This is a genomic window from Nevskia ramosa DSM 11499, from assembly GCF_000420645.1.
Classification (GTDB): Bacteria; Pseudomonadota; Gammaproteobacteria; order Nevskiales; family Nevskiaceae; genus Nevskia; species Nevskia ramosa.
In genome coordinates this window covers 127,462-148,888 of record NZ_ATVI01000013.1, presented here as the reverse complement: position 1 = coordinate 148,888, position 21,427 = coordinate 127,462, and the positions used below count along the sequence as shown (strand labels likewise).

Genomic DNA, 21,427 nt, shown 5'->3' with positions numbered 1-21,427 from the left:
AATTCGCACTGACGCCACCGATGGTCAGCGTCGCAACCGTCGTCGTGCCCGCCGTATTCGAGGCGGTCTGCTGCACCCGAACCGTCTGGCCTACCGTCACCGTGCCCGACGTCGTCACAAACGCGCCGCCGTTGACGCTGTAGCTGCCGCCCACAACCGAGATCGGGCTCGCCGCGTTGATCCCCGCCACCGTGATCGGATTACTCGTCTGCACGCTGCCCAGCGCCACATCCGTTACCGACGCGAAGCCAAACTGATCCGGCGTCGTGTCCGCAGCGACGTCGTCATTCAGAATCGTTGCCACGCCTTGCGCCTTGGCAATCGTCAAGCCGACCGGATTGCTTAGATTGACGAAGAAGGTTTCGTCCGCTTCGAAATCGGTGTCGCCGTTGATCGTGAATGGTTGCGTCTTGACGGTCTCGCCAGGGGCAAACGTATTGGTGCCAGACCGGGCCACGTAATCGCTACCTGCCGTCGCTGAGCCGTCTGCCGACGCGATGCGCACAGAGACTGCTTGGGTCGAGGGCGCAGAAAGCCGCAACGTGAAACGCGCCACCACCGTCCCACTGTTGCCTTCCACGACGCTCACGTCGTCGATGCTGACGCTTGGTATCGTCTGCGCGGCCGCCAAGCCAGGAACGGCTCCGAGCGCAAGAATCGAAACAGCAACGAGACGAACAAGGAAATTTTTTCTAAACATGATTGCGGCGCTCATCTGGGGGCACGTCAGAAAGGAGCACCGCAGATGACACAAGCGGCATCTTCACTCCTGCTGATCGTAATGCTGGGACTTATGCACGCTCGCATTGTCTGATTGGCCTATTTACCCCACAAAAATCTGGCCTTTAACTGCGAATTACCCCGGCGGCAGTGATGCAGCGCCGGAATGCACCAATTCGGCGCCCGTGGATCTGAGCGCCACGAGGCAATTCCCCTGGCACCCAACAGGACAGCCACTAAACGCCGAGAGCAACTGAGCTACTTAGCTGTAGCGACAGTCCAGGGCAATACTTGAGACCACGCAACATTGCGAAAAGGCTTCAACTCGCCAACACCGGCAGCGCCCGCTCGAGAATCGCCCTCACCTTGGCCATGCTGGTGGCGACCCAGAGTTCGATCTGGCCGTGAATGTCGCCGCTGCCGATGCCCGGCGCCCAGTTGACGCTGACCGCGAGGCAGGCATAGGCCAGGCCGAGTTCGGCAGCGAGGCCGGCTTCCGGCATGCCGGTCATGCCGACCATCGCGCAGCCATCCTGCTTCAGTCTGCGGATTTCGGCCGGCGATTCCAGGCGCGGGCCCTGGGTCACCGCCATCGTGCCGCCGTCATGGGCGGCGACTGCTGCCGCTTGGGCGGCATCGAGCAAGCTCTTGCGCAAGACTGGCGCGTACGGATGCTCGAATTCGACGTGCTTGAGCTCGCTGCCAATGCTGCCATCGGAATAGCTGTGCTCGCGGCCCCAGCTGTAGTCGATGACATCGTCTGGCACGGTGACATCGCCGGGCGCGAACCATTCGGCGATCGAGCCGACCGCAGCGATCGCGATGACGTTCTGCACACCCGCGGCCTTCAGCGCCCAGAGATTGGCGCGGTAGTTGATCGCATGCGGTGGAATCTTGTGGCCCTCGCCATGGCGAGCCAGGAAGATCGCCTCGACGCCGGCAATCCGGCCTTTCACCAGCGGCGCCGATGGCGCGCCGTAAGGCGTTTCGACGACCACCGATTCGATGATCGCCAGGCCTGGCCACTGGTTCATGCCGGTGCCGCCGATGACGGCGACCTTGGCGTTCGGGATTTGCGGGCTGGACGTCGACATGGGAGGTGAGATCAGTAAGAGATGAAGCCTGTGGCGCTGCGATCAGGCGTCTTTGAGCGCATAGATCGCCGGCAGCTGGCGCCAGTATTCCTGGTAGTCCATGCCGCAACCGAACACGTAGCGGTCGATGACGCTGAAGCCGATGAACTCGGCGTGGGCGCCGGCGGCGCGGCGGTCGTGCAGCTTTTCGGCGAGCACGGCGACTTTCAGGCTCAGCGGCGCGAAGCCTTCCAGCGCCTTGCGGATCGCGACCAGCGTGTGGCCTTCGTCGAGGATGTCGTCGATCACCAGCACGTGGCGGCCGTCGAGGATCGCCGGTGGCTGGCGCTTCCAGATCAAGCCGCCGCCGGTGGTCGAACCGCGATAGCGGGTGGCGTGCAGGTAGTCGAGCTGGAACGGGAACGACAGGCGGCGCAGGATTTCGGCGGTCGGCACCAAGCCGCCGATCATCACGCAGAGGATCAGCGGGCTCTTGTCGGCGTACTCGGCAGTGATCTCGGCGGCGAGCCGGTCATAGGCCGCGTTGACCGCGGCTGCGTCGTACAGGCAATCGGCTTCGGCGAGGGCCTGGCGGGCTTGGTCGGCGGTGAGACTCATGCGGTGATGGCCCTGATGGTTTGCGGAGGTTTGCGGTAGAGCGCCTTGAGCCGGGCGCTGGACAGGCGACGCTCCTTGACCGGCAGAGCTTCGAGCAGTTTCGTGACCATCGTTCGATCGTTGCAGACCGGCAGCATGTCGCAGCCGGCGTGCAAGGCGACGCTGGCACGCTGCACGATGTCGCCGATGACCACGGCGCCCTGCATGCACAGGTCATCGCAGAACACCGCGCCGTTGTACTTGTAGTCACCACGCAGCAGGGTGCGAATCCACTTGCGCGAGAACGAGGCCGGGAGGTCGTCGTAAGCGCTGTAGCGCACGTGGGCGAGCATCAGCGATTCGATGCCGTCGTCGATCAGTGCGCGGAATGGCACCAGATCGCGCTGCTCGATGTCGGCGAACGAACGGCGATCGACCGGCAGTTCCAGATGCGAATCCGCCGCCACCGCGCCATGGCCGGGGAAGTGCTTGCCGGTGGCGCTCAGGCCGGCGGCATTGAGGCCGGCACGGAAGGCGCGCGCGAAGGTGATGATCTGCAGCGGATCGGACGAGAAGGCGCGATCGCCGATGATCGTCGATATGCCGCAGTCGCGATCGAGCACCGGCGCGAAGCACAGGTCGATCCCGTAAGAAGCCAGTTCGCGACCGATGGTTTCGCCGTACAGCCGAGCTTCTTCGAGCGCGCGCGGCGGCGATTCCTCGTGCAGCCGCGCCAGGGTGCCCATCGCCGGAATACGCGTGAAGCCGACCCGGAAGCGCTGCACCCGGCCGCCTTCGTGGTCGACGGCGATCAGCAGCCGTGGCGTCTTGATCGCCAGCAGGTCGTTGCACAGCGCACGCAGTTGCTCGGGATCCGAGTAGTTGCGGGCGAACAGGATCACGCCGCCGACCAGCGGATGCGCAAGCACCTCGCGGTCTTCGGCAGTCAGGCTCAGACCGGCGACGTCGGCCATGATCGGTCCCATGATTAAACCAGAGGGCATGCGGACTCGCGGTGGTTGCTGCAGCGGTGGGACGCGGAACGGCGGAGCGATCGACGCAGACGGATCGGCAGGCTAATTCCCTGGCGCGTGGGCAACTTCGTTCTCGGGCCAGTCGCGCCACGGATGCAGCGCGAGGCTGTGATTGTAATAGCGGCGATCCTCGGTGACTTCGGCGCCCAGCCAGGCGGGCGTCTCGAAGCGCTGGTCGTTGTGACGCAGTTCGATTTCTGCGACCACCAGGCCGACATTGGCGCCGGCGAATTCGTCGATCTCCCAGGTCAGCGCGCCGCCATCCGGGCTCACCACGTCGATGTAATGACGAACCTTGTCGACCAGGCCGACGCACAGCGTGTCGAGAATCTCGTGGGCATCGTGGACCGGCACCGGGTAGTCGTACTCGGCGCGAGCGCGGCCGACGACCGCCGCCTTGATGTTCAGCCGCGCTTCGATGCCTTGCAGGCGCACCCGGATCGAGCTCTTGCCGTTGTCTTCGGTCAGATAGCCCTGCCGCATCGGCACCCGGCGCGTGGCCTGCGCGCGCCAGTCATCGCCAACCACCAGAAACTTGCGTTCGATTTCAATTGCCATGCTGACGGGTGCTCATTGAGATAGGAATTCTTCGATCGCCGGGCCGAGCGCGCGGGCGCGACACGCAGCTCAGCGTTCGAACAGCGCCATCGACTCGACATGCGTCGTATGTGGAAACATGTCCAGCACGCCGGCTCGCGTCAGGCGGTAGCCGTAGGTGTTGACCAGTTCGCCGGCATCGCGCGCCAGAGTGCCCGGATGACAGGACACATAGACGATGCGCCGCGCCTTGGTCGCCGCCAGCATCGGCAGGATTTCCTTGGCGCCGGAGCGTGGCGGATCGATCAGCGCCAGATCGTAGCGATGTTTCAGCCATTCGGCTTTCGGATCCGGCTTGAACAGATCGGCCTTCAGGAAGCGGCCGTCATAGCCATTGGCCTGCAGATTGGCGCGGCCTCTGGCGACCAGCCCGGTCTCACCCTCCACCGCCGTGACCCTGGCGCCGCGTGCCGCCAGCGGCAAGGTGAAGTTGCCAAGCCCGGCGAACAGTTCCAGCACCTCGTTGCCCGGTTCGACGCCGAGCCAGTCCAGCGCCTGCACGACCATGCGCTGGCTGACATCGGAATTGATCTGGATGAAATCGGCCGGCTGAAAGGCCAGGCGCAGCGCGCTGCCATCCGGCGAGTAGTCCAGCGGCCGCGCCGTGCTCAGCGGCGCCAGGGTGTCCGGGCCGCCGCTCTGCAGATAGAAGTCGTAATCGTGCTCGGCGGCGAAGGCCAGCAGCTTGGCGCGATCGTCGTCGCTGGGCAGCGCCAGCACGCGGATGGTCACCGCGACATGCGCGGCAGCCGAGACCTCGATCTGCGGAATCTGACCGGCGATGCTCAAGCCATCAAACAGCGCGCCGAGCAGGCGCAGCTTCAGGCCCAGCCGGGGATCGACCACTTCGCAGCGGTTCAGCACCGCCAGGGCATTGGCATCGCGCTCGCGGAAGCCGATCAGCACCCCGCCCTTCTTCGGCACCAGCTTCACGCCCATGCGCGCGCGACGGCGATAGGTCCAGACCGGGCCGGTCACCGCATCGGCGATGGTTTCCGGCACCACGCCACCAATGCGGCGCAGCGCTTCGAGCATCGCCTGCTGCTTGAAGGCGATCTGCGCCGCTGGCGCCAGATGCTGCAGCGAGCAACCGCCGCACAGGCCGAAGTGCGCGCAGCCCGGCGTGACTCGATCGGGTGAGGCGACATCGATCGCCGTGACTTCCGCTTCATCCAGCGCGCGGGTGACGCGCAGCAGCTTGTAGCGCACCGTTTCGCCGGGCAGCGCGCCAAAGATGAAAGTGACCTTGCCGTTGATGCGGGCGACGCCACGGCCATCGTGATCGAGATCGGTGACCTCGGCGCTGAACTCGGTATCCGGCGGCGGCTTCCGTTTGGTACGGCTCACTCTGGGCGGCTCACTCGGGGAAGACACCGGTCGAGATATAGCGATCACCACGATCGCAGATGATCGCGGCGATCGTCGCGCCATCGAGTTCCTTGCAGAGCTGCAAGGCCGTCCATACCGAGCCACCCGAGGACGGACCGCAGAACACGCCTTCGATCTTCGCCAGATCGCGCATCGTGTCCTCGGCCTGCTGCGTTGACACTTCGACCACGCGATCGACTCGGCTGCGATCAAAGATCGTCGGCAGATAAGCCTCGGGCCATTTGCGGATGCCGGGGATCGATGACTCGCCATCCGGCTGCACGCCAACGACCTGCACTGCCGGACTCTGTTCCTTCAGGTAACGCGAGCAGCCCATGATCGTGCCTGTGGTGCCCATCGTCGCGACGAAGTGGGTCAGCTCGCCGTCGAGCGCCGTCCAGATTTCCGGCGCCGTGCCTTCGTAGTGAGCGCGCGGATTGTCCGGGTTGCCGAACTGGTTCAGCACCTTGCCCTTGCCGTCCTTTTCCATGGCTTCCGCGAGATCGCGCGCGCCTTCCATGCCCTCTTCCTTGGAGACCAGGATCAGCTCGGCGCCGAAGGCCTTCATCACCGCGCGGCGCTCCACCGAAAGATGCGCCGGCATGATCAGCACCATGCGGAAGCCACGCATCGCTGCCGCCATCGCCAGCGCGATGCCGGTATTGCCGGAAGTCGCTTCGATCAAGGTGTCGCCGGGTTTGATCTCGCCACGTTCTTCGGCGCGACGGATCATCGAATACGCCGGGCGATCCTTGACCGAGCCGGCCGGATTATTGCCTTCCAGCTTCAGGAACAGGCGGTTGTTGCCGATGCCGGGCAGACGGGTGATTTGCACCAGCGGCGTGTTGCCGATGGTGTCGGGGAGCGTGATCGGTTTCATCCCGGCATTTTACGGGACGCAGGCGAACCGTCGCCGCATTCGAGGACGACGAAGGCGATGATCATCCCCGCTTCGTCTGTGAACGACAGGTGAGCCTGAACGATACCGAGCGCTTCGAGCCTCGCCTGCATGGCAGCGCTGAAGATCAGCCGCGGCCGCTGCTTCGCCTCGCGCAGCGCGCCGACATCCTGATAGCTGACGCCGTGAAAGCCGGTGCCGAGCGCCTTGACGAATGCCTCCTTCGCAGCGAACGCGCGGGCAATCGCGTAGCCGATGCTTTTCGCTTGGGGCACGGCCGCGCGTTCTTCCGGCATCAGCAGCTTGCTCAGCGCCCGTTCGCCCTGGCGCGCGTACAGCTCTTCGCAACGCTCGATGCGCAGAAGATCGGTGCCGATGCCGTGGATCAAGTGCGTGCGCTCAAGCCGTCGGGCGAGCCGCCGCCATCGCCGCGCGAATCTCGGCAATCGCTGCCGGCAGGCCGATGAACAGGCTGCGGGCAATGATCGCGTGGCCGATGTTCAGTTCGACGATTTCCGGAATCGCCGCAATCGGCCCAACGTTGTCGACATTGAGGCCATGACCAGCGTGGACTTCGAAGCCCATCGCTTCGGCATCACGCGCGAACGCGGCAATGCGCGCCAGTTCGGCAGCCTGTTCGGCACCCGTGGTATCGGCGTAATGGCCCGTGTGGATTTCCAGCTGCGGTGCGCCGCTGGCCTTTGCCGCTGCGAGTTGAATCGGATCAGCCGCAATGAATAGCGCGACGATACAGCCCGCAGCCGCAAGGCGTTCGCAGGCTTCGCTTACCACGGGCAGATTGCCGGCGACATCGAGCCCGCCTTCGGTGGTGCGCTCCTCGCGCCGTTCCGGCACCAGGCAGACGTACTTAGGCTTGGCCGCCACACCGATATCGACCATCGCCGAGGTCACCGCCATCTCCAGATTGATCGGCACCGGACAGACCGGCGTCAGCCGCGCCAGGTCATGGTCCTGGATGTGGCGGCGATCCTCGCGCAGATGAATCGTGATGCTGTCGGCGCCATTCGCCGCAGCCAGCAGCGCGCCCGCGACCGGATCCGGATACGCCGTGCCGCGGGCCTGGCGGACGGTGGCGATGTGATCGACGTTGACACCTAGACGCAGGGGACGCATGGCAGGAGGGAGATGGAAGGCTGGAAAGGAGTTGCGCATTGTAGGCGCAGCGCCGTCGCCACGATGGACAAGTGCCGTGCAATCAAGGTCTTGGCAGTTGCGAAAATTCTTTCATCGACGCGTGCAAGAGACGTGGCGACGGAGGTCCGGCTAGACAGCGTTAAAGCTTCGAGGCCGGCATCGACCTCGCGGCGCCGGCAACTTCCTGCCAGGCGCTGCAACCGATTGGCCGCTCGTTGCATCCAAACGATGCGCAGTTCAAAAGCCACGACGGCAAACCCCAAGCTTCCGTCACGGCGGCGCAAGAAAAGCAGTACGGTTTTTTTGGCAGGACGTGACATTAAAGGGCGCTCCGGCGCCCTTCTTTTGTAACGCTCTATGAAGTCTGCAAGCCATCCCAGCCGAGCTGGATGCTGATCAGGCCGATGACGATGATCAGGGCACTCGACAGATACGGCGCGCGGCGCGCCCAGACCCCGAAGCCACTGAAGCCGCCCCAGCGATTGCTTGCGGCCCGCAGGCTGAGCGCAGCGAGCACGCCGCTCAGCACCATCACCAGCGCCAGGCCGATGCTGAAGCCAAGGACGAGCGTGAGGCCCAAGCTGTACTTCTTCAATTGCAGGCATAGCAGCAACACGGTGATCGAGGCCGGGCAAGGCACCAGGCCGCCGGTCAGACCGAAAGCGACGATCTGGCTGGTGCTCGGCCGGCGGTCGCCGAAGCGCTGCTCGATGTCGGCGGCGTGGGCCCGAGCATGAGCATCCTCGTGATCGTCACTGTGGTCATCGGCGTGGTCATGATGGTGACCGTGACCATGGTCGTCACCGTGATGGTGATGGCCATGAACCTTCGCCGCCTCCTGTTGCTGACCATGCATGCGCAATAGCATCCAGACGGCGATGGTGACGATCAGCGCACCGGAGGCCAGCTGAAACCAGGCTTCGGTGCGCTCGCCATCGATCTGCGCACCGTAATGCAGGCCGACCAGCGCAACCACCCAGACCACCAGCGTGTGCGAAGCCGCAGCCGATACGCCGAGCAACACCGCCTGCATCACCGTGCCGCGGATGGCGATGATGAACGCTGCCATCATCGTCTTCGAATGGCCCGGCTCCAGGCCGTGCAGCGCGCCGAGCAGCAGGGCGCTGGGGATGAACAGCCAGAGATTGCTAGAACCCTGTTGCAGGAGTTCGGAGAAGGAAGTCACGAAAGAAAGCCGGTCAGATTGTTGCGGCCTCGAGCATAGCGGCATCACGTCTGCCGGAATGTGGCAGACGCGATGCCGAATGCAGGGTCAATCGACCATCAGGCGCGGCGCACCGCGCCGAAGCCGCGACGACGACGCAGCAGCGCGCCGATCATCAAACCGAAGACGCCAAACAGGCCGAACGAACCGCCGCCGCCCGAGCTGGTGGTGCCGCCGGTTGTGGTCCCACCCGTCGTGGTGCCGCCAGTGGTCGTGCCGCCGGTCGTGGTACCGCCGGTGGTGGTGCCGCCCGTCGTCGTGCCACCGGTCGTGGTACCGCCGGTCGTCGATCCGCCCGTCGTGGTGCCGCCGGTAGTAGTACCGCCGGTAGTGCCGTCCTCGGCAAAGACACTGAAGCCTTCAACAGCGAGTACCGAAATGTCGGTGGCGCCGGACTTGAACACCGAGGCGAAGCTGCCATTGGCAAACAGCACCGTCGGCGGAGCCCGGCCGATCGCGAACGGCGTGGTAAAGATTCCGGTGCTCTTGAACCGGGTATCCGGCACGCCAGCCGGCGTCAACTGCACACCCGTCACCGACGTCGTGCCGGTGACATAGGTCCGGTTGGACAGTTGAAGCACGCCGTTGACCCCGATCAGCTGGGTCACACCGCTGGGCAGGATGCGGCCGAACAGCAACTGGGTCAGATTCGCCTGACCTTCTCCCGGAGTAGTCGTTGCCGGGATGTCGATGATGCCCAAGCCACCGCTGCCGAACGTCGTGTCGTCGGTGCCATCAGCGTTGTCGCTGAAGACGGTGCCGACGAAGTTTGACGACGACACGCGGCCGCTACCGAAATTCAGTACCCGGCCTGTCGTGCCGGACGAGGCCACTCCGAAGCCTATCGTCGAGGTGATGCCCGACGATGTCGTCGGGCTTTCGATGCGCAGGCCGCTGCTGCTGAATCCGCTATCGAGCGCACCGGCCGGCGTCACTGCGTAGGTCACTGCTTCGAGATTGCTCAAGGAGTCGTCTGCAACGGTGCCGACGACGAAGGCGCCAGACAACAACAGCCGTCCGGAGACCTGATCGACGGTCGCCGCGAGGCTGTAACGATTGTCGACGATCCGGCTGGAGTTGATGACCAGATCGGCACCGCTATTGAACGCCGGATCAAGCGTGCCATCGAAGCTGCGCGCCGAAACGGTGATGAAGTCGGCCTGCGGGGTCGAGGGCAAGGTCACGAAGTAGAATCGCTGGCGAAGCTGGTCAAGACCGAGCGCAACGTTATCGTCGAACAACGCGCTGAGGCCGAAATCCAGCCGGACGAAGCTGCCATCGAGAGCGCCGGTGCTGCCGAGACGAACCAGATACAGATGGCTGGCACTGTCCGTCGAAGGCACCGCCCGATAAAGCACGTAAAGCCTGCCGTCGCTGTCGGCGACAGCCGCCGCGACAATGCCGCCAGGCTCGTTATCGCGCAGCGTGAATCCCGCACCGATCGAAAAGACCGCAGTGCCATTGTTGCCGTACGCCGGAATTGGCGACAGAAAGTCAGCCTGGCTGGCAACCGAAGCCAACAACCCGACGGCCGCCACCGCCAGAGCCATCGCAGAACGGCGGTAGATCGAATTTTCGGCACCAGACGACTTGCAGCGCTTTTCAGCCAGCGGGGTTTGGAACATTTTCAGCCTCGTTTGTCGAAGGAACGTGAATTTACCGAAATGATGGAACGCCTGCGGCGCTGCTGTCAGTAAACGACTACAGACGGTAGTGGCGGCGCGATATCAGGCTTCCGTGCGCAAGGCTCTCAGCTGCCGAAGCAGTCCCGGTGTCCGCAACGAAGCTCGCGGTACGTGCGGCTCCAGTGCGGCTCGCATCAGCCGGCGCGCATCGTCTAGCTCTGCATGAGTGGACAACGACTCGCGGTGCAGTGCAAGCAGGCTGCTGCCAGCCAGCGCGCCGTCCGCTTCGCTTTCGCATTGCAGGAAGCCGCTGCCGGCCCGAAACCGGAAATGAGCCTCGGGATCGATCGTGTCCTCGAGCGGCAAGCCGTAGCCGAGCAGTTCCAGCAAGCGCTTCTCGAAGACCCGGAGCGCTGCTTCCGCCTCGACCGCATCGCCGCCCAGACCGGCCAGGGCAAGGGTGTAGTCGTCCCACAAGCCAGGGTGCGGATCGTGGCGGATCAGCAGCTTCAGCAGCAGTTCGTTCAGATACCAGCCATGGAACAGACGCTCGCCGACCAGCTGAACTTCCGGCCCGCCGGCCTCGACCGCGGTGACCGTGCCGAGTTCGCCCTTGTCCAGCCAGGACAGCAGCAGCGGCCGGAACAGGCTGACCACACCCCGCTGCTTCGCGCGTGGCCCGCGCAGGCCACGAGCCACCAGGCCGACCCGGCCGTGCTGCGGGGTCAGCACTTCCAGCAGTTCGCTGGTTTCGCGATAGGGCTTCTGCGACAGCAGCCAGGCCGGTTGCAGTTCGATGCGGGCGCTGGACACGGTCGTGCTCGGCCCGGGCTGAACGCTAGCCGCCTTCGTAGCCGAAGCGGCTGAGCGCCTTCGGATCGTCGGTCCAGCCTTCCTTGACCCGCACCCAGAGCTTCAGGAAGACCTTGCTGCCGGTCATTTCCTCGAGCTCGCGGCGAGCGGCGGTGCCGACTCGCTTCAGCATCGCGCCATCCTCGCCGATGACGATCTTCTTCTGGCCATCGCGCTCGACCCAGATGATCGCCGAGGCTTTCAGCAGGCCGCCTTCACGTTCGACCGCTTCGGTCTCGACGGTCAGCGCGTACGGCAGTTCCTGAGCCAGCGAGCGCATCAGCTTTTCGCGGACCATCTCGGAGATCGTGAAGCTGAGATCGTGGCCGACGACCTGGCCTTCCGGATACAGCGGCGGGCCTTCCGGCATCCGCTCCATCAGTTGCTTGGCGAGCACGTTGACGTTGGCGCCCTTGAGCGCCGACAGCGGCATCACGAAGGCCCATTCACGCAGCGGCGCCAGCTTTTCCATCAGGGGCAGCAGATCGTTCTTGTCGCTGAACTTGTCGACCTTGTTGATCACCAGCGCCACCGGCGATTTGACTGATTTCAGGCGTTCGAGCACGGCTTCATCTTCGTCGGTCCAGCGGCCAGCCTCGATGACGAACAAAGCCAGATCGACGTCGTGCAGGCTGTTGCTGGCGGCGTCGTTCATCGCCTTGTTCAGCGCCTTTTTCGCAGCGCGGTGCATGCCTGGCGTGTCGACAAACACGATCTGCGCGTTGTCGCCGTGCAGCACGCCCTGGATGCGATGGCGCGTGGTCTGCGGCTTCGGTGCGGTGATCGACACTTTCTGGCCGACCAGGGCATTCAACAAACTGGATTTGCCGACATTCGGCCGGCCGACGATGGCCACGATTCCACTACGCATTTTTGCTTTCTCTTGAGGTGATCGCGTCCAGCATCATGCTGGCCGCCCGTTGTTCGGCAATGCGCCGAGAGTGTGCTTCTGCTTCCATGATCTGCCCGCTGTCCGGCAACAGGCAACGTACCGCGAAGTTGCGGCGATGCGCCGGGCCATCTTCGCTGAGTACGGTGTACTCCGGCAGAGGCCGGGATTCCGCCTGCAGCACTTCCTGCAGACGCGTCTTGTAATCCTTCAGCGAGCCGGCTTCCGGCAAGGCTTCGAGCTCCGGTGCCAGCAGCTTGAGGCACAGGGCATGCGCCGGCTCGACGCCGCCATCGAGATAGACCGCGCCGATCAGCGCTTCAAACACATCGGCCAGGGTCGAATCACGACGGAAGCCGCCGCTGCGCAACTCACCGCTGCCCAGCCGGATGACATCCGGCAACGGCAGCCGCCGCGCCGCCGAGGCCAGAGTTTCCTCGCGGACGATGCTGGCGCGCAGCCGCGATAGATCGCCTTCCGGTGCTTTCGGGCGCAAGCGATAGATTTCCGCAGCGATCGCGAAGTTCAGCAGCGCATCACCGAGAAATTCCAGGCGTTCGTTGTGGTCAACGCCGAAGCTGCGATGGGTCAGCGCGCGCTGCAGCAGCGCGGCATCTTGGAACTGATAGCCGAGTGCGGCGCACAGGCGAACCCGGCCAATCTGCTCGATATTTTTAGCGCTCAACCGCCCGGCACCGCGCGCAGGGGAATGTCGTCCTTGAAGCGAGCAACGATGGTGATGTTCGCGAACAGCGACACTTCGGCGTCGTAGTCGTAGCTCAGGAACAGGCCGCCGGTGGTGCGGATCACCTTGATGTCGCGTGGTTCGAGCTGACGCAGGTAGTCGATATCCCAGCGCCGCTGCAGCGACGAGCGCACGGCCGTGACATCGACCTCGCTGCCGACCACCGAAGCCTGTGCGGCCACATCGCGCACCGCGCGATTGATCTGGAATTCGTTCAGGTACAGCGGGCCGATCTTGATCGCGCAGAGGGCGATGAAGGCGAGACTGCCGAACAGATAGAGGCCGCTCCACAGCGTCAGCCCGAGTTGCGCCTTGCGCAGATTCATGTCCGGCCCTCCGTTTCTTGCCTGCCCGATCAACCGCTCAGTGGATCACTGTGCCGATACGCGACAACACCGGCCGGGTGCGCTCGTGATCCCAGCTCATCCAGATCAGATCGGCGCGGCCCTTGAGGTTCGCTTCCGGCACCGTGCCCCAGCAGCGGCTATCGTTGGAGCCATCGCGATTGTCACCCATCATGAAATATTGACCCGCCGGCACGGTGAACGTGAAGTCGTCGGCGTTGGGCTGTACAAACGGGCAGCTGAACGGATCGGCGATGCGATCCGGGCGAATCAGGATGTCGTGCTCGATGCTGCCAAAGGTTTCGTGAGCGCGCACTTCGCCGACTCGCGCATCGTCCTGGGTCTTGGCCTCGTGCAGCGGCGCTTCGATGCCGTTCACGGTCAGACGCTTGTTGGCGTATTTCACCTGGTCGCCGGGCATGCCGATCAGGCGCTTGATGAAATCGTTGCCGCTGTTCGGATCACGGCTGTTGTTGGCCGGATAGATGAACACCACGACATCGCCACGCGACGGGCCGCCGAAGTCGACGATCTTGCAGCTGCCCACCGGGCAACGCAGGCCGTAGCTGAACTTGTTGACCAGGATGAAATCGCCGATGTGCAGGGTCGGGATCATCGAACCGGAGGGAATCCGGAACGGCTCGTAGATGAACGAGCGGACCACAAATACCGCGGCGATCACCGGGAACAGGCCGCCGAAGAATTCGACGATCGCACCCGGCTTCTGCGGGATGCCGGTGGCCAGCGCTTTCTCTTCGCGCTTGGGCGCGCTGCTGAACTTGTCCCAGGCCCAGATGATGCCGGTGAGAACGGTCAGCACCGTCAGGATCAGATTGAACATCACGGTGAAGCTCATGGAGGACAGGCCCCGAAAGGAACGATAGGAGGTTGGATACAGCAGCCGGTGGCAGCGTTTGCAGGAACGATCAGCTGCGGCGATCAACGCCGAGCACAGCAAGGAAGGCTTCCTGCGGAATCTCCACCGAGCCGACCTGCTTCATGCGCTTCTTGCCCTTCTTCTGCTTCTCCAGGAGCTTCTTCTTGCGGCTGATGTCGCCGCCGTAGCACTTGGCGAGCACGTTCTTGGTCAGCGCCTTGACCGTCGAACGGGAAATGATCTTGGCGCCGATCGCCGCCTGGATGGCGACATCGAACATCTGCCGATGGATGACGTCCTTCATGCGGTCACAGAGATCGCGGCCGCGCGCTTCGGCGTCGTTGCGATGGACGATGGTCGCCAGGGCATCGATCTTGTCGCCGTTGACCAGGACGTCGAGCTTGACCAGCGGTGCGGTCTGGAAGCGCACGAACTCGTATTCGAAGCTGGCGAAACCACGGCTGACCGACTTCAGTCGATCGAAGAAATCGAGCACCACTTCGGCCAGTGGCATCTCCACTTCGAGCTGCACCTGGTTGCCGTGATAGCGCAGATTCTTCTGCACGCCGCGCTTGTCCATGCACAGCTGCATGACGCCGCCGACATAGATCTGCGGCATCAACATGCGGCACAGGATGATCGGCTCGCGGACGTCCTTGTAAGCGCCGGCCTCGGGCAGATCGCTCGGGTTGTCGATTTTCTTGACTTCGCCGGTCGCGGTTTCGATCTCGTAGACGACACTCGGCGCGGTGGTGATCAGATCCAGGTTGTACTCGCGCTCCAGGCGCTCCTGCACGATCTCCATGTGCAGCATGCCGAGGAAGCCGATGCGGAAGCCGAAGCCGAGCGCGCCGGAATTCTCGGGCTCGAACTGCAGCGCCGAATCGTTAAGGCGCAGCTTCTGCAGCGACTCGCGAAAGTCCTCGAAATCTTCGGCGTCGATCGGGAACATGCCAGCGAACACGCGCGGCTGCACCTGACGGAAACCGGGCAGCTGCTCGACCGAGGCGCGGCTGGCTTCGGTCAGCGTATCGCCGACCGGCGCGCCGAAGATGTCCTTGATGCCGGCGACGATGAAGCCGACTTCGCCGGTCTCCAGCGAATCGCGCAGCACCCGCTTCGGTGAATGGACACCGAGCATGCCGACTTCGTAATCCTTGCCAGTCGAGATCACGCGGATCTTCTGGCCTTTCTGGATTCGGCCATTGACGACGCGGACCAGCGAGACGACACCGAGGTAGTTGTCGAACCAGGAGTCGACGATCAGCGCCTGCAGCGGCGCGTCGACGATGCCGTGCGGCGGCGGCAGACGCAGCACCAGCGCCTCCAGCACGTCGTTGACGCCGAGGCCGGTCTTCGCCGAAATGCGCAGCGCATCGGTGGCTTCGATGCCGATGATGTCCTCGATCTCCTGCGCGACCCGTTCCGGCTCGGCATTCTGGAGATCGATCTTGTTCAGCACCGGCATCACTTCAAGCTTCTGCTCGAGCGCGGTATAGCAATTGGCCACGCTCTGCGCCTCGACGCCCTGCGACGCGTCGACCACCAGCAGCGCACCCTCGCAGGCGGCGAGCGAACGGCTGACTTCGTAGGAGAAATCGACATGGCCCGGCGTGTCGATGAAGTTCAGCTGGTAGGTCAGCCCATCCTTCGCCTTGTAGTTCAGCGAAACGGCCTGCGCCTTGATGGTGATGCCGCGCTCACGCTCGATCGGGTTGTTGTCGAGCACCTGCGCCTGCATCTCGCGTTCTTCGAGCCCGCCGCAGATCTGGATGATGCGATCGGCCAAGGTCGATTTGCCGTGGTCGATGTGGGCAATGATCGAGAAATTGCGAATCTGGGCTTGCGGAACGTGGCGGGCAGGCTGCGACATGGGACGGGCGGCAAAAGAATCGGCGGAGTATAGCGGCTCGCGCCTGGTTCGCCGACGACGGATCCGGATAGCCCGGGGAACACCCGGACCCGCGGCAGCGAGGCGAAACGACCTCGCTGCCGGGGATGAGGAAAGCCTTGCTTACGCCAGCAAGGCTGAGCTTGGCTTACTGACGCAGCGCCGGCAGCAGGCCGAGCTTGGTCAGGAATACCCGTGTTTCCTCATGTATCTCGTCGAGCCCCTTGGGTCCGCTGGATAGATCGTGACCGAAACCGGCCTTGTTGTTGAACTCGCAAATCCTTCCGAGGCGGATCAGCGCTGAGCAGAAATGCACGCTGGGCGTGGGGGCAACGGTGGTGTCCTGGTCACCGTGATCCATCAGCACCGGCGGGAAATCGGCATCGAGATTGATGCTGGGGGAGATGATCGATCCGTAAGTCGAGAAGCGATCAGCGCTGCGATAGGACTGAATATGGGATTCGGTGGTGATGTCCGGAACGCCAGCACGGGTCACAACCGCGGCAGGCCGCATCAAGGGATTGTCCGCGGCGCTGCCACTCACCGGCGCGTCGCGCATCGCTGCGAAGAACGCAACGCCGCCGCCTGCCGATGAACCCGAGACCACGACTCGAGCAGGATCGAGCCCCAACTCGGCCGCATGATCCTGAACCCATCGCACCGCCGCACGGCCATCGTCGGCAGAGACCTGGCAGTAGGTTCCAAAGCGATCGTTGACCCGGTAATCCGGGGCGACGCCGACCATGCCGTAAGTCTTCGCCCAGTACCGTGCTTCTCCTGCCGAACTATCGGCGTTGCCGAAAATGAAGCCGCCTCCGAACCAGTGGACCAACGCCGATCGGCGATCCGTTGTCCGCCATCCGGATGGCTTGCAGACGAACACTCGCAACGGCACCGGCAATTGGTCCCGATAGATATAGCTGCTGCAATCGGTCTCGGAGGTGGGGGTGGCCGCCACCGGATCGACGGTCGAAGTCACGGAGAGCGTCGAACTGAACGAGCCGATGCGCAGCGTCACCGACGTCTGAGTGGCAAAGCTCGTCGATGCCGAAAACTGCACGATCACCTGGTCACCGCTGACCACTGTGCCTGCCGCCGACGTGAAAGCCCCGCCGTTGATGCTGTAGCTGCCGCCGGTGACGCTGATCGCCGTCGCCGATGGCGGGTTGTAGACGGTGATCGGCACGGTCGTCTGGACACTTCCGGGCACCACGGCGCCGCCAGCAAACATCGAAGCGTTGACCAAGGCGAAGGATTGCAGCTTGGACGGATCGCTCTCGGTCCGCATCGACCAGACGGCCTTCGAGCTGCCGACCGTCAGGGTCACCGGATACTGGACGCCGAAACCGCTGCCGCTGCTGACCTGCAGGCTCACTAGATCCCCACCGCGCACGGTCGCTTTTGCGCTGGTGAAGGCCCCGCCATTGATGCTGTAGGTGCCACCGCTGATCGAAATCGGCGTTGCCACATTGATGCCGCGCATCACGATCGTTTCGCTGCGGACTGTCGAGCTTCGGGGGCCGGTGGTATCGCGGAACTCGAAGATGTCCGGGAAGTCATCGGCCGGAGCGTCGGCGGTCACAGTAAACGTTCCGCTGACGCCACCGAGACTCAGGCTCGCCGTGGCGACATCACCCCGATTGGCGCCAGGAATCACCAGCAGACGAACCTTGTCGCCATTGCTGACCGGTCCGGGCATGGTCAGGAACGGCGCGCCGTTGACGCTGTACTCGCCACCGCTGACCGAGGCCGTGATCGGTGCCGTGATACCGCTGACCGTGACCGGCTCGCTGACCGTGGCGAGCAGCGGGAAGGCGGCCGGGTTGTCCTTGAAGCTGAAGACATCTGGCGTGATGTCGGCCGTCACGGTGGTGACGTTGAAGGTCGCACTGACGCCGCCGATGCTCAAGCTTGCCGATGTCGTCATGGCGTACGCGGCTGATGCAAGCGCACGCACCTGAATCGAATCGCCATTGCGAACTTCGCCGGCACTGTCGGTGAAGGCCGTGCCTCCGATGCTGTACTGCCCGCCGACGACAGTGATCGGCACCGGCACGTCGATGCCGCTGATCGTCACTGCCGCGCTGGTGACGACGCTGCCCGGAACCGCGTCGACGACCGGGGCAAACGCGAAGGCGTCCGGCGTGGTGTCCGCCGCCCGCGTCGTGACGCGATAGGGAGCACTGACGCTGCCGATGGTCAGCACGGCTTCCGTACTGGTGGCGAACTGGTCGCTGGCGATCAGTTCCGACGTAACGCTGTCGCCGTTGACGACGCTGCCGACAGACGCTGTGAAGCCGCTGCCGTTGACGCTGTAGCGACCGCCGGAAATCGAAATCACGGTAGCGGTATTGATGCCGCTGACCGGGGTCAGTGGGCTGATCTGAGTGCTACCGGGAACTGCATCGACGGTCGGCGCAAACGCGAAGGCGTCCGGGTCCGTGTCGGCGACCGGGACGGCGGCCGTGGTCGCTGAAAAATCGGCACTGACGCCACCGATGCTGACTGTCGCCGTGCTCGTTGTGGCGTCCGTGCCCGCGGCCTGCACTTCAGCAATCACCGCATCGCCGTTGACCACCTGGCCGGGTTCGCTGGTGAACGCGCCGTCGTTGATCCGGTAGCGACCGCCGGTGACCGCGATCGACACGGCGACATTGATGCCCGATACCTTGATCGGCTGGCTGCGCTGCACACTGCCCACCGCCACGCCAGTGACCGGCTCGAAGCGGAAGGCATCCGGCGTTCCATCGGCGGTGAAGGTCTGCGTGGTGACGCTGTAGGTGCCGCGCACCCCGCCGATGGTCAAGGTGGCGGTTCTGGTTTCGGAGTAGCCGTACCCCGCCAATACCTGCACGGTGACTGTGGCGCCATTGACGACACTGCCGGCGCGATCGGTGAAGGGTGCACCGCCGACGCTGTAGAACCCGCCGACGATCGACACCGATGACGGCGCCGTGATGCCGCTGACTGCGATTGCTTCGCTCGTCTGAGTGCTGCCGAGCGGCACATCGATGGTCGACGTGAAGCCGAAGGCATCCGGCGTGGTGTCTGCCGCAGCGGTGGTAACCGCATAACTGCCGGTGACCGTGCCGATCTTCAGCACGGCGGTCGTGGTCGTCGAGAAACTGCTCGAGGCGGTCTGCTGAACGCGGACGCTGTCGCCATTGCTGACCGTGCCGGCCGCATTGGTGAACGGCTGGCCGTTGATGCTGTAGCTGCCGCCGGTCACCGAGATCGGAGCGCCAGTGTTGATGCCGCCGACCGAGCTCGCAGAACTCGTCTGCAGGCTGTTGATCGGAGCGTTGGTGGTCGGTGTGAAGCTGAAGGCATTCGGCGTGGTATCCGCCGTCTTCACCGTGGTGATCTTGAAGGTGCCGTTGATGCCGCCGATCTTGATCGTGACGCTGGTCGTCTTGTTGGCGCTCGTGCTGGCCGTGCCGCGCGCGCGGACCTGGGCGTTGTTGGCGACGGTGCCGGCCGCCGAGGTGAATTCGCCGCCATTGATGCTGTAGCTGCCCCCGCTGCTGACGCTGATCGCTGCCGCGGCTTCCATGCCGGTGATGGTGGTCGGCTCACTGGTCTGAATGCTGTTGAACGCCGCTTCGGTGCGCGGGGCGAACGTGAAGGCGTCCGGCACGGTGTCGATCTTGCGGGTGGTGACCTTGAAGGCGTAGCTCGCGGCCGGAGTGCCCAGCTTCAGTTTCGCGTTGGTGGACGTGTAGAACGATGTCGAAGCGGTCTGTCGCAAACGTACGGTGGTGCCGTTGACCACAGTGCCGGGCGCGCTGGTGAAGGCGCCGCCGTTGAGGCTGTAGAACCCGCCGGTGACGCTGATCGAAGCGCTGGCGTCGATGCCCGTGATGGTCTGGCTGTTGCTGATCACCACGCTGCCGGGCTCGACATTGGTGATCGTCTGGAACGCGATCGGGTCAGGTGCCATGTCGGCCGCCCAGGTCGCAGCAACCGGCAGCATCAGAATGGTGCAGGCAACAGCCCGCAGTTGCACCAGAACAATCGTTCGAAACATGGCAGGTCCCTGATCGCATCACCTTCTTTTTGAGGTGATTTATTTGCGAATTAACACAGAGACAAGATTGAAAGTCCTAACGGATCGTTAATGAATTTCTTGTCAAAAGCCATCGCCTTGAATCGGCTAAAACTATTTTTGCGTCTGCCAATCCCAATTTCGTGACATCGATCACGGTTTTCCGCTTGCGCCTGAACTTTCGCGCGAATCGAAACGGTCCGGCCGCGTGAGCCGACACCGTTCAACCGCCTGTCTGGCAGCCGACAGCGTCCGTCGGAAAATCCGCGGCGCCCGATTTTGGTTCATTTTTGCGGTGAAGCCATTCCAGCCTTCAGCGCAGCACGAAATCCTTGGGCGTTGTTTTCGTCGGCGGCAGCGGCTCGCCGAGCGTTTCCAGCAACGAGGCTTCGATCGAATCGCAGATCGCTTCCAGCGCGAGGTCGTTGTCGTCGATGCCGAACGGCGATTCCAGTTCTTCGGCAATCGCTTCCAAGGCCATGAACGTGTAGGCGACGAACATCGCGAACACCGGTGTGTACCAGCCGATGCTGCCGACCAGCGCGAATGGCAGCAGCGTGCAATAGAAATAGATCGTGCGGTGGACCAGCACCGAGAAGGTCAGCGGAATCGGCGTGCCATGGATGGCTTCGCAGCCGCCGACTGCATCGCCCAGCGTCTGCAGGTTGTTCTCCATCGCCAGCGCGAGCACATCGGTCGATGCGCCATGCCGACGCGCGGTGTGCAGCTGGCTACCGAGCAACTGCAGGATCACGATCGGCTTCCAGCGCGCTTCGAGTACCCGCGGCAAGTCCTCGGTCGCCAGCAGGCGACGCAGGTCGTCGCTCGGATCCGTCGCACGCAGTTGGTGGCGCAAGGCGTGGCTGTGGGCGATCAGGGTGCGGACGAAGCGCTGGGCGTCGTCGGATTTCGCCGGCCATTCGGTCAAGGTCAGCGTTTGCCGAGCCAGAGCCCGCGAGGCATTCATGATGCTGCCCCAGAGCTTGCGGGCGTCCCAGTAACGCGCGTGACTGACATTGGTGCGGAAGCCGAGAAAGATTGCCAGCGCCAGGCCGATCAGCGAAAACGGCTGGGCGTTGAGCCCCGTCAGCGAATTGTTGTCGACGTACAGATGGATCAGTTCCGCGCTCACCGAAATGAGACCGATGGTCAGCAGCCGGCCGACCAGCTTGCGCAGCACCGAGCCGCGCCAGATGAACAGCATCCTGAACCAGTGAGGACGTGGCCGGACGATCATGCTTCGGCCCTCTTCGGCGATCCGGCCAGCCAGGCGCCGACTGCGGCGGCGTCGAAATGCGTTTCGCAGATCACCGTGCCTTCGTCATCGAGCAACACCGGAATGACCAGGCCATAGCGGCCCTGCCAGCCCGGCCGGCTGTCGACATCGGCAACCCGCAATTGCTCGCGCTGCGAAGGAAACGCCGCTGCAAAGGCCTCGGCGAATTCTTCGCAGAGACCGCAGCCGTCGCGACTCAACAGGGTCAGCGCCATC

Annotated in this window: 20 protein-coding genes; all 20 read right to left on the bottom strand. The window is 63.8% G+C overall.

Annotated elements, in window-relative coordinates:
- The coding region (locus G513_RS0120505; RefSeq protein WP_281167411.1) for a Calx-beta domain-containing protein at positions 1–715 on the bottom strand (715 nt) is incomplete at its 3' end.
- A gap of 325 nt (positions 716–1,040) precedes the next feature.
- A complete protein-coding gene (locus tag G513_RS0120500) occupies positions 1,041–1,814 on the bottom strand; it encodes an S-methyl-5'-thioinosine phosphorylase (RefSeq protein ID WP_022978735.1) in 774 nt (257 codons plus the stop codon).
- A gap of 42 nt (positions 1,815–1,856) precedes the next feature.
- Positions 1,857–2,411, bottom strand: coding sequence for a hypoxanthine-guanine phosphoribosyltransferase (locus G513_RS0120495; protein WP_022978734.1), 555 nt, complete (start codon positions 2,409–2,411; stop codon positions 1,857–1,859).
- Positions 2,408–3,364 (bottom strand): beta-N-acetylhexosaminidase, encoded by a 957-nt coding sequence (nagZ, locus tag G513_RS24425; RefSeq protein WP_051144525.1) that lies wholly within the window; start codon positions 3,362–3,364, stop codon positions 2,408–2,410. The genes G513_RS0120495 and nagZ overlap by 4 nt, the downstream gene beginning before the upstream one ends.
- Positions 3,365–3,466: 102 nt before the next feature.
- Positions 3,467–3,982 carry a CYTH domain-containing protein gene (locus G513_RS0120485; RefSeq protein WP_022978732.1) on the bottom strand — a complete coding sequence of 172 codons (516 nt, stop codon included), beginning with the start codon at positions 3,980–3,982 and terminating at the stop codon, positions 3,467–3,469.
- A gap of 69 nt (positions 3,983–4,051) precedes the next feature.
- Complete coding sequence (rlmD, locus tag G513_RS0120480; protein ID WP_022978731.1) at positions 4,052–5,368, bottom strand: 23S rRNA (uracil(1939)-C(5))-methyltransferase RlmD; 1,317 nt, start codon at positions 5,366–5,368, stop codon at positions 4,052–4,054.
- A 10-nt stretch (positions 5,369–5,378) separates the two neighbouring features.
- On the bottom strand, positions 5,379–6,269 hold the full coding sequence (gene cysM / locus G513_RS0120475; RefSeq protein WP_022978730.1) for a cysteine synthase CysM: 891 nt from the start codon (positions 6,267–6,269) through the stop codon (positions 5,379–5,381).
- Positions 6,266–6,676, bottom strand: a complete 411-nt coding sequence (gene acpS, locus G513_RS0120470; RefSeq protein ID WP_022978729.1) for a holo-ACP synthase — start codon at positions 6,674–6,676, stop codon at positions 6,266–6,268. The genes cysM and acpS overlap by 4 nt, the downstream gene beginning before the upstream one ends.
- Positions 6,677–6,686: 10 nt before the next feature.
- A complete protein-coding gene (locus G513_RS0120465) occupies positions 6,687–7,421 on the bottom strand; it encodes a pyridoxine 5'-phosphate synthase (RefSeq protein WP_022978728.1) in 735 nt (244 codons plus the stop codon).
- Between the two features lie 376 nt (positions 7,422–7,797).
- Positions 7,798–8,628, bottom strand: a complete 831-nt coding sequence (locus G513_RS0120460; protein WP_022978727.1) for a nickel/cobalt efflux transporter — start codon at positions 8,626–8,628, stop codon at positions 7,798–7,800.
- A gap of 98 nt (positions 8,629–8,726) precedes the next feature.
- Positions 8,727–10,292: a hypothetical protein gene (locus tag G513_RS26145; protein WP_022978726.1), complete on the bottom strand. Its 1,566-nt coding sequence runs from the start codon at positions 10,290–10,292 to the stop codon at positions 8,727–8,729.
- 102 nt (positions 10,293–10,394) lie between these two features.
- Positions 10,395–11,105 carry a DNA repair protein RecO gene (gene recO, locus G513_RS0120450; protein WP_022978725.1) on the bottom strand — a complete coding sequence of 237 codons (711 nt, stop codon included), beginning with the start codon at positions 11,103–11,105 and terminating at the stop codon, positions 10,395–10,397.
- A 25-nt stretch (positions 11,106–11,130) separates the two neighbouring features.
- Positions 11,131–12,015 carry a GTPase Era gene (era, locus tag G513_RS0120445; protein ID WP_022978724.1) on the bottom strand — a complete coding sequence of 295 codons (885 nt, stop codon included), beginning with the start codon at positions 12,013–12,015 and terminating at the stop codon, positions 11,131–11,133.
- A complete protein-coding gene (gene rnc / locus G513_RS0120440) occupies positions 12,008–12,718 on the bottom strand; it encodes a ribonuclease III (protein ID WP_022978723.1) in 711 nt (236 codons plus the stop codon). Before rnc ends, era begins: the two co-directional genes overlap by 8 nt.
- Complete coding sequence (locus G513_RS0120435; protein ID WP_022978722.1) at positions 12,715–13,104, bottom strand: DUF4845 domain-containing protein; 390 nt, start codon at positions 13,102–13,104, stop codon at positions 12,715–12,717. Before G513_RS0120435 ends, rnc begins: the two co-directional genes overlap by 4 nt.
- A gap of 37 nt (positions 13,105–13,141) precedes the next feature.
- Positions 13,142–13,978: a signal peptidase I gene (gene lepB, locus G513_RS0120430; protein WP_028475818.1), complete on the bottom strand. Its 837-nt coding sequence runs from the start codon at positions 13,976–13,978 to the stop codon at positions 13,142–13,144.
- 70 nt (positions 13,979–14,048) lie between these two features.
- Complete coding sequence (gene lepA / locus G513_RS0120425) at positions 14,049–15,872, bottom strand: translation elongation factor 4 (RefSeq protein ID WP_022978720.1); 1,824 nt, start codon at positions 15,870–15,872, stop codon at positions 14,049–14,051.
- Between the two features lie 166 nt (positions 15,873–16,038).
- A complete protein-coding gene (locus G513_RS0120420; protein WP_022978719.1) occupies positions 16,039–19,917 on the bottom strand; it encodes an alpha/beta hydrolase in 3,879 nt (1,292 codons plus the stop codon).
- Positions 19,918–20,248: 331 nt separating this feature from the next.
- Positions 20,249–21,172, bottom strand: a complete 924-nt coding sequence (locus tag G513_RS24420) for a bestrophin family protein (RefSeq protein ID WP_022978718.1) — start codon at positions 21,170–21,172, stop codon at positions 20,249–20,251.
- On the bottom strand, positions 21,169–21,426 hold the full coding sequence (locus G513_RS0120410) for a glutaredoxin family protein (RefSeq protein ID WP_022978717.1): 258 nt from the start codon (positions 21,424–21,426) through the stop codon (positions 21,169–21,171). The genes G513_RS24420 and G513_RS0120410 overlap by 4 nt, the downstream gene beginning before the upstream one ends.
- Between the last annotated feature and the right edge of the window lies 1 nt (position 21,427).

What these genes read in the sequence shown, in the direction of transcription:
- G513_RS0120500 (WP_022978735.1), bottom strand. Translation starts at nt 1,814, where the DNA reads ATGTCGACGTCCAGCCCGCAAATCCCGAACGCCAAGGTCGCCGTCATC.
- G513_RS0120495 (WP_022978734.1), bottom strand. Translation starts at nt 2,411, where the DNA reads ATGAGTCTCACCGCCGACCAAGCCCGCCAGGCCCTCGCCGAAGCCGAT.
- nagZ (WP_051144525.1), bottom strand. Translation starts at nt 3,364, where the DNA reads ATGGCCGACGTCGCCGGTCTGAGCCTGACTGCCGAAGACCGCGAGGTG.
- G513_RS0120485 (WP_022978732.1), bottom strand. Translation starts at nt 3,982, where the DNA reads ATGGCAATTGAAATCGAACGCAAGTTTCTGGTGGTTGGCGATGACTGG.
- cysM (WP_022978730.1), bottom strand. Translation starts at nt 6,269, where the DNA reads ATGAAACCGATCACGCTCCCCGACACCATCGGCAACACGCCGCTGGTG.
- G513_RS0120465 (WP_022978728.1), bottom strand. Translation starts at nt 7,421, where the DNA reads ATGCGTCCCCTGCGTCTAGGTGTCAACGTCGATCACATCGCCACCGTC.
- G513_RS26145 (WP_022978726.1), bottom strand. Translation starts at nt 10,292, where the DNA reads ATGTTCCAAACCCCGCTGGCTGAAAAGCGCTGCAAGTCGTCTGGTGCC.
- era (WP_022978724.1), bottom strand. Translation starts at nt 12,015, where the DNA reads ATGCGTAGTGGAATCGTGGCCATCGTCGGCCGGCCGAATGTCGGCAAA.
- G513_RS0120435 (WP_022978722.1), bottom strand. Translation starts at nt 13,104, where the DNA reads ATGAATCTGCGCAAGGCGCAACTCGGGCTGACGCTGTGGAGCGGCCTC.
- lepB (WP_028475818.1), bottom strand. Translation starts at nt 13,978, where the DNA reads ATGAGCTTCACCGTGATGTTCAATCTGATCCTGACGGTGCTGACCGTT.
- lepA (WP_022978720.1), bottom strand. Translation starts at nt 15,872, where the DNA reads ATGTCGCAGCCTGCCCGCCACGTTCCGCAAGCCCAGATTCGCAATTTC.
- G513_RS0120420 (WP_022978719.1), bottom strand. Translation starts at nt 19,917, where the DNA reads ATGTTTCGAACGATTGTTCTGGTGCAACTGCGGGCTGTTGCCTGCACC.
- G513_RS24420 (WP_022978718.1), bottom strand. Translation starts at nt 21,172, where the DNA reads ATGATCGTCCGGCCACGTCCTCACTGGTTCAGGATGCTGTTCATCTGG.
- G513_RS0120410 (WP_022978717.1), bottom strand. Translation starts at nt 21,426, where the DNA reads ATGGCGCTGACCCTGTTGAGTCGCGACGGCTGCGGTCTCTGCGAAGAA.